The sequence below is a fragment of the Neisseria sp. HMSC064D07 genome (assembly GCF_001837185.1).
GTDB lineage: Bacteria > Pseudomonadota > Gammaproteobacteria > Burkholderiales > Neisseriaceae > Neisseria > Neisseria flavescens_C.
This window is the reverse complement of sequence record NZ_KV831638.1, coordinates 1-6891: the sequence shown is the minus strand read 5'-3', so window position 1 is coordinate 6891 and position 6891 is coordinate 1. Positions and strand designations below refer to the sequence as shown.

3 protein-coding genes and 4 pseudogenes are annotated in these 6891 nt (G+C 50.7%); 4 read left to right on the top strand and 3 right to left on the bottom strand.

Annotated elements, in window-relative coordinates:
- A pseudogene (locus HMPREF2608_RS00030) lies at positions 1 to 376 on the top strand (class I SAM-dependent RNA methyltransferase); the annotation flags it as partial.
- A gap of 114 nt (positions 377 to 490) precedes the next feature.
- Here the strand turns inward: HMPREF2608_RS00030 and HMPREF2608_RS00025 are convergent.
- From HMPREF2608_RS00025 to HMPREF2608_RS11415, 3 genes and pseudogenes are all read right to left on the bottom strand, one after another.
- A pseudogene (locus tag HMPREF2608_RS00025) lies at positions 491 to 841 on the bottom strand (N-acetylmuramoyl-L-alanine amidase); the annotation flags it as partial.
- Positions 840 to 1085, bottom strand: a pseudogene (gene tsaE, locus HMPREF2608_RS10910) (tRNA (adenosine(37)-N6)-threonylcarbamoyltransferase complex ATPase subunit type 1 TsaE); the annotation flags it as partial. The pseudogenes HMPREF2608_RS00025 and tsaE, both read right to left, overlap by 2 nt.
- Before the next feature lie 29 nt (positions 1086 to 1114).
- Entirely contained in the window at positions 1115 to 1390 is a 276-nt protein-coding gene (locus HMPREF2608_RS11415; protein ID WP_168167203.1) for a hypothetical protein, read from the bottom strand.
- Between HMPREF2608_RS11415 and murI the strand changes: the two are divergent.
- The 3 genes and pseudogenes from murI (at position 1284) to HMPREF2608_RS00005 (ending at position 6829) form a co-directional block, all read left to right on the top strand.
- Positions 1284 to 2097 (top strand): annotated as a pseudogene (murI, locus tag HMPREF2608_RS00015) (glutamate racemase). The gene HMPREF2608_RS11415 and the pseudogene murI overlap by 107 nt on opposite strands.
- A 137-nt stretch (positions 2098 to 2234) precedes the next feature.
- The gene (locus HMPREF2608_RS00010; protein ID WP_070825540.1) at positions 2235 to 4013 is read left to right on the top strand and encodes a transferrin-binding protein-like solute binding protein; all 1779 of its coding nucleotides are present in this window, start codon (positions 2235 to 2237) and stop codon (positions 4011 to 4013) included.
- A gap of 86 nt (positions 4014 to 4099) precedes the next feature.
- Complete coding sequence (locus HMPREF2608_RS00005; RefSeq protein ID WP_070825539.1) at positions 4100 to 6829, top strand: lactoferrin/transferrin family TonB-dependent receptor; 2730 nt, start codon at positions 4100 to 4102, stop codon at positions 6827 to 6829.
- Positions 6830 to 6891: the final 62 nt, after the last annotated feature.

Below are 6891 nucleotides of genomic sequence, written 5' to 3'. Positions count from 1 at the left end.
TGTCGGGGGAAGGGCTTTTTTGCAAAGGTCTCAGACGGCATTGGCCAACGCACGCAGTGCCGGGGTGGACGACATCGTTTCCCTCAGCGTTGCCGATGTGCAGTCCGTCCGGCCGAACGGCGTGGGCGACATTATGGTGTCCAATCCGCCCTACGGTGTACGCCTTGAGGAAGTCCACGCTTTGCAGGCACTTTATCCGCAGTTGGGTACGTGGTTGAAAAAACACTATGCCGGCTGGCGGGTCGGCATGTTTACCGGCGACAGGGAAATGCCCAAATTTATGCGCCTGTCGCCAAAACGCAAAATCCCACTTTATAACGGCAACCTCGATTGCCGCCTGTTCCTGATTGATATGGTGCAGGGATCGAACAGTTGAGGAAAGTGTACAAAAATGCCGTCTGAAAAATGTTCAGACGGCATTTATTTTTCGGAATCACCCCCGCTTCAATACGGAAGTGTTGATGTAGCGTTGGATACCTGAGGCAATGGATTAGGCGCACTGCCGGCGGAAGGATTCGCTACCCAGCAGCTTCTCTTCGGCAGGGTTGGACAGGAAGGCGGTTTCGACCAGGATAGACGACATATCGGGTGCGCGCAAAACGGCGAAATTGGCTTCGTCCACCCTGCCTTTGTGCAAGTGGTTGAGCCTACCCAATTCTTCAAGCACCAGATTGCTGAGTTTGCGGCTGTCGCGCAGTGTGGCGGTTTGCGTCATGTCGAGCAGGGCGGTATCGACATTGCGGTTGCCGCTGGTCGGTACGCCGCCGACCGCGTCGGCATTATTTTGGGTTTGTTCCAAGAATTTGGCGGCGGAGCTGGTTGCGCCTTTGGTGTTTAACATAATGATGCAGGGTAAAGGGTTTAAGCGGATAGGATTCGACGATGGCGTAAGTCGGGCTTTTGACCGGTCCCCGATGACCGAGTCCGCGCAGGATTCCGCGTGTCAGCGTGGTTTTTCCCGCGCCCAAGTCTCCCTTGAGATAAATGACCAGGGGTGCGTTTAAACGGGAAGACCATGCTTCACCCAAATCGAGTGTGGCGGCTTCATCGGCAAGGAATCGGGAGATGGAGGGTAAATCAGACATGGAAACGGTTTGTTGTAAGGTTTGGGGTATTATGGGCAGTTTTGCAGGTTTTGCAAACTTTGCACCCGAGGGGCGGATGCTTCCTGTCGAGCATTATACAGCCAAATACGCGTTCTGCTTTCAGACGGCATGGCTGTCAAGAAAAAGCGGCGCGTGTACAATACGCGGATTGTATGTTTAGGACAGATTGGAAGAAGGATGGAAAATATCGGCAGGCAGCGCCCCATCGGTGTTTTTGATTCAGGAATCGGCGGTTTGACCAATGTGTGCGCGCTGATGAAGCGGCTGCCGATGGAAAACATCATTTATTTCGGCGATACGGCGCGTGTGCCTTATGGGACGAAGTCGAAGGCGACCATTGAGCATTTCTCCATGCAGATTGTCGATTTTCTGCTGGAATACGATGTTAAGGCGATGGTTATCGCGTGTAATACGATTGCGGCGGTGGCGGGGCAGAAAATCCGTCAAAAGACGGGCAATATGCCTGTGTTGAACGTGATTTCCGCCGGCGCGAAAGCCGCGCTGACAACGACGCGCAACAATAAAATCGGCATTATCGCCACCAATACGATAGTCAACAGCAATGCTTATGCGCGCGCCATCCATAGGAACAACCCTGATACGCTCGTCCGCACGCAGGCTGCGCCGCTGCTCGTCCCTTTGGTGGAGGAAGGTTGGTTTGGAACATGAAGTTACCCGCCTGACCGTATGCGAATACCTCAAACCATTGCTTGCAGACGGCATCGATACGCTGGTGTTGGACTGCACGCACTTTCCCTTGCTCAAGCCCTTAATCGGTAGGGAGGCGGGTAATGTCGCGTTGGTTGATTCTGCAATTACGACGGATGAAAAAACAGCACGCGTCCTTGCGCAGGAGGGATTACTCAATACTGACAACAATAATCCCGACTATCGTTTTTATGTCAGCGATATTCCTTTGAAATTCAGAACGATAGGCGAACGTTTTCTGGGTAGGACGATGGAGCAGATTGAAATGGTGTCTTTGGGTTAGGCAAGGTTTGCTCAAACACCCGCATATCCGGAGTAAGGATGTGCGGGTGTTTTTTGTGAAGGTACGTCAGAAAATGTTTGCAAATTACATTTTAAGTTAATAAAATATAAACTATTATCATTTTTAAAAAAGTTGATATGAAAAATTCACTTATTGCCCAAGCAGCCGGTATCCTGCCTGTGCTGCTGCTTTCTGCCTGCGCGGGCGGCGGCAGTTTCGATTTGGACAGCGTGGAAACGAAACAGCACAACCCGCAGTCCGAAGCACCGAAATACCAAGACGAACAAACTGAAAAACCGGCAAAACCCGATGAAGCGCAGGCGGCGGAAAACGACCGTCCGGTTTACGGTTTTGCAGCCAAAATACCGCGTCGGAACTGGCACCCGAAAAATAAAGAAGATCATAAGGCATTATCAGAAGCGGATTGGGAGAAATTAGGTGCGGGTGAGCCGGGTGAGTTTCCCCAAAAGAATGAGATTTTTGCGATGGATAAGGGTACGCTGAACGAATCCATCACAACGGGCGACGGCAAAAGCCGTGTGGAAGGATACACGGATTTCCAATATGTCCGCTCGGGCTATATCTACCGCAACGGTGCCAATAAAATCGATTTCAAAAACAATATCGCCCTTTCCGGCGCGGACGGCTACCTTTTCTACAAAGGCAGCAATCCTTCCCAAGCTCTGCCGATGGGCAAGTCGATTTACAAAGGCACTTGGGATTATGTAACCGATGCCAAGGAAAAACAGAAGTTTTCCCAGTTGGGTAATTCGCAAGCGGGCGATAGGTACGGGGCTTTGTCTGCCGAGGAAGCGGATGTGTTGCGCAATAAAAGCGAGGCACCGGAAGGTCAGACCGATTTTGGGCTGACCAGCGAGTTTGAGGTGGACTTCGCCGCCAAGACCATGACCGGCGTGCTCTACCGCAATAACCGGATTACCCATAACGAAACCGAAAATAAAGCCAAACAAATTAAACGTTACGACATTCAGGCTAACCTGCACGGTAACCGTTTCAAAGGTAAGGCGTTGGCTGCAGATAAAGATACTGGGAACGGTCATCCCTTCGTTTCTGATTCTGATAGTCTGGAAGGTGGTTTCTACGGGCCTCAGGGCGATGAGTTGGGCGGCAAGTTTTTGGCAAACGATAAGAAAGTGCTTGCCGTATTCAGCGCGAAACAGAAAGACGGTGCAGAAAAACCATTGGCTGAAACCTTTATGGACGCTTACCGCATCGGTGCGGATTTTGTGAAAAAACAGATAGACAGCTTCGGCAACGTGGCCAAACTGCTGATTGACGGCGTAGAGCTTGCGCTTGTGCCGTCCGAAGGCACTCAGACGGCATTCCAGCATATATTTGAGAAAGACGGTGTGAAGGTGTCGGTATGCTGCTCCAATTTGGATTACCTGCATTTCGGGGTGTTGGAACACGGCGGTTCGCACGATATGTTCCTGCAGGGCAGCCGTACGCCGGTTTCCGATATGCCTGTAACGGCGGGAGAGGCGGTATATCGCGGTACATGGTCGGGTACTATTGTTAATGGTACGAGCTGGAGTGCCGAACCTTCCAATAAGGAAGGCGGTAACCGGGCGGAGTTTAAAGTTAATTTTGCCGAGAAAACCCTCAACGGTATGCTGACGGCGAAAGACCGCATTGCCCCCGTATTCACCATCACTGCCACGATTCAGGGCAACGGTTTTTCAGGTGTGGCGAAAACCGGTGAAAACGGCTTTGCATTAGATCCGAAAAATACCATCGATCCGAAACGAACGAATATCCGTGCAGATGTGTCCGGCGGCTTCTACGGCAAAAACGCCATTGAGATGGGCGGATCGTTCTCCGGAAATACATTGGAGGGAGAAAGCGGCAAGGCGGCAGTGGTATTCGGTACGAAACGCCAACAGCTTGTCCGGTAAACTGGGCTGCCGGTTGACAGAGGAAAGTTCTTCAGACGGCATATCGGCTTTAAATGCCGTCTGAAGGCAGTAAGTAGAGAAATGATATGAAACAGCAACATTTGTTCCGATTAAATATTTTATGCCTGTCGCTGATGACTGCGCTGCCTGCTTATGCGGATGTTTTACCGTCCGGACAAGTGTGGGAAAAGCAGCTCGATACCGTGCAGGTCAATGCAAAAAAACAGAAAACCCGCCGTGATAACGAAGTAACCGGGCTGGGCAAGCTGGTCAAATCTTCCGAGACGCTAAGTAAAGAACAGGTTTTGAATATCCGAGACCTGACCCGTTACGATCCGGGTATTGCCGTGGTCGAACAGGGTCGGGGCGCAAGTTCCGGCTATTCAATACGCGGCATGGATAAAAACCGCGTTTCCTTAACGGTAGACGGCGTTTCGCAAATACAGTCCTACACCGCGCAGGCGGCATTGGGTGGGACGAGGACGGCGGGCAGCAGCGGCGCAATCAATGAAATTGAGTATGAAAACGTTAAGGCCGTTGAAATCAGCAAGGGTTCGAATTCATCAGAATACGGAAACGGCGCATTGGCAGGTTCGGTCGCATTTCAAACCAAAACCGCAGCCGACATTATCGGAGAGGGAAAACAGTGGGGCATTCAGAGTAAAACTGCCTATTCTGGAAAAGACCATGCCCTGACACAGTCCCTTGCGCTTGCAGGACGCAGCGGCGGTGCGGAAGCCCTCCTTATTTATACTAAACGGCGGGGGCAGGAAATCCATGCGCATAAAGATGCTAGTAAAGGTGTGCAGAGTTTCAACCGGCTGATGCCGGTCGAGGATACCCATCCGTACGCAAATTTCATTGTCGAAGAGGAATGTTCCAATGGATATGCGGCCTGTAAAGACAATGCGAAAAAAGATGCTTTGGCCAAAGATGAGCGCAAAACCGCCAGCACGCAGGATTATACCGGCCCCAGCCGCTTCCTTGCGGACCCGCTTGAGTATGGCAGCCAATCATGGCTGTTCCGACCGGGTTGGCATTTGGACAACCGCCATTATGTCGGAGCCGTTCTTGAACGTACGCAGCAGACCTTTGATACACGGGATATGACTGTTCCTGCCTATTTTACCGAGGCCGATCTGAATGAAAGTGTCCGGAGAAACGGTACGCCGAGCGGCTTTGGCAAATATTCGGGCAATAATAAGGCCGAAAGGCTGTTTGTTCAGGGAGAGGGCGGTACATTGCAGGGTATCGGTTACGGTACCGGCGTGTTTTATGATGAACGCCATACTAAAAACCGGTACGGGGTCGAATATGTTTACCATAATGCTGACAAGGATACCTGGGCCGATTACGCCCGACTTTCTTATGACCGGCAAGGTATAGATTTGGACAACCGTTTGCAGCAGACGCATTGCTCTCACGACGGTTCGGATAAAAATTGCCGTCCCGACGGCAATAAACCGTATTCCTTCTATAAATCCGACCGGATGATTTATGAAGAAAACCGAAACCTGTTCCAAGCAGTATTTAAAAAGGCATTTGATACGGCCAAAATCCGTCACAATCTGAGTATCAATCTAGGGTACGACCGCTTTAAGTCGCAATTGTCCCACAGCGATTATTATCTTCAAAACGCAGTTCAGGCATATGGATCGAAAATCCCGGAAGGGGCGCAGTCACCCAATGGAAGCCAAGGCAAACCGTATTGGGTGTCTATCGGCAAGACCACGGTCAATACATCGCCGATATGCCGTTTCGGCAATAACACCTATACAGACTGCACACCGAGGAATATCGGTGGCAACGGTTATTATGCAGCCGTTCAAGACAATGTTCGTTTGGGCAGGTGGGCGGATGTCGGAGCAGGTATACGTTACGATTACCGCAGTACGCATTCGGAAGATAAGAGTGTCTCTACCGGCACTCACCGCAACCTTTCTTGGAACGCAGGCGTAGTCCTCAAGCCTTTCACCTGGATGGATTTGACTTATCGCGCTTCTACGGGCTTCCGTCTACCGTCGTTTGCCGAAATGTACGGCTGGAGAGCCGGGAAGTCTTTGAAAACGTTGGATCTGAAACCGGAAAAATCCTTTAATAGAGAGACAGGTATTGTATTTAAAGGGGACTTCGGCAATTTGGAAGCCAGCTATTTCAACAATGCTTATCGCGACCTGATTGCATTCGGTTATGAAACCCGAACTCAAAACGGGCAAACTTCGGCTTCTGGCGACCCCGGATACCGAAATGCTCAAAATGCACGGATAGCCGGTATCAATATTTTGGGTAAAATCGATTGGCACGGTGTATGGGGCGGGTTGCCGGACGGGTTGTATTCCACGCTTGCCTATAACCGTATCAAGGTCAAAGATGCCGATATACGCGCCGACAGGACGTTTGTAACTTCATATCTCTTTGATGCCGTCCAACCTTCACGATATGTATTGGGTTTGGGTTACGACCATCCTGACGGAATATGGGGCATCAATACGATGTTTACTTATTCCAAGGCAAAATCTGTTGACGAACTGCTAGGCAGCCAGGCGCTGTTGAACGGTAATGCCAATGCTAAAAAAGCAGCATCACGGCGGACGCGGCCTTGGCATGTTACGGATGTTTCCGGATATTACAATATCAAGAAACACCTGACCCTGCGCGCAGGCGTGTATAACCTCTTCAACTACCGGTATACCACTTGGGAGTCTGTAAGGCAGACTGCCGAAGGAGCGGTCAATAGGCACAATAATGTCGGCAGGTATAACCGCTACGCCGCACCGGGACGAAATTACACCCTGACTTTGGAGATGAAGTTTTAACCTAAGCAACCGTGCATCAAGGCAATAGGAGACCTTTGCAAAATTCCCCCAAATCCCCTAAA

Coding starts and splice junctions, on each gene's coding strand:
- HMPREF2608_RS11415 (WP_168167203.1), bottom strand. CDS start 1,390: ATGATGTTTTCCATCGGCAGCCGCTTCATCAGCGCGCACACATTGGTC.
- HMPREF2608_RS00010 (WP_070825540.1), top strand. CDS start 2,235: ATGAAAAATTCACTTATTGCCCAAGCAGCCGGTATCCTGCCTGTGCTG.
- HMPREF2608_RS00005 (WP_070825539.1), top strand. CDS start 4,100: ATGAAACAGCAACATTTGTTCCGATTAAATATTTTATGCCTGTCGCTG.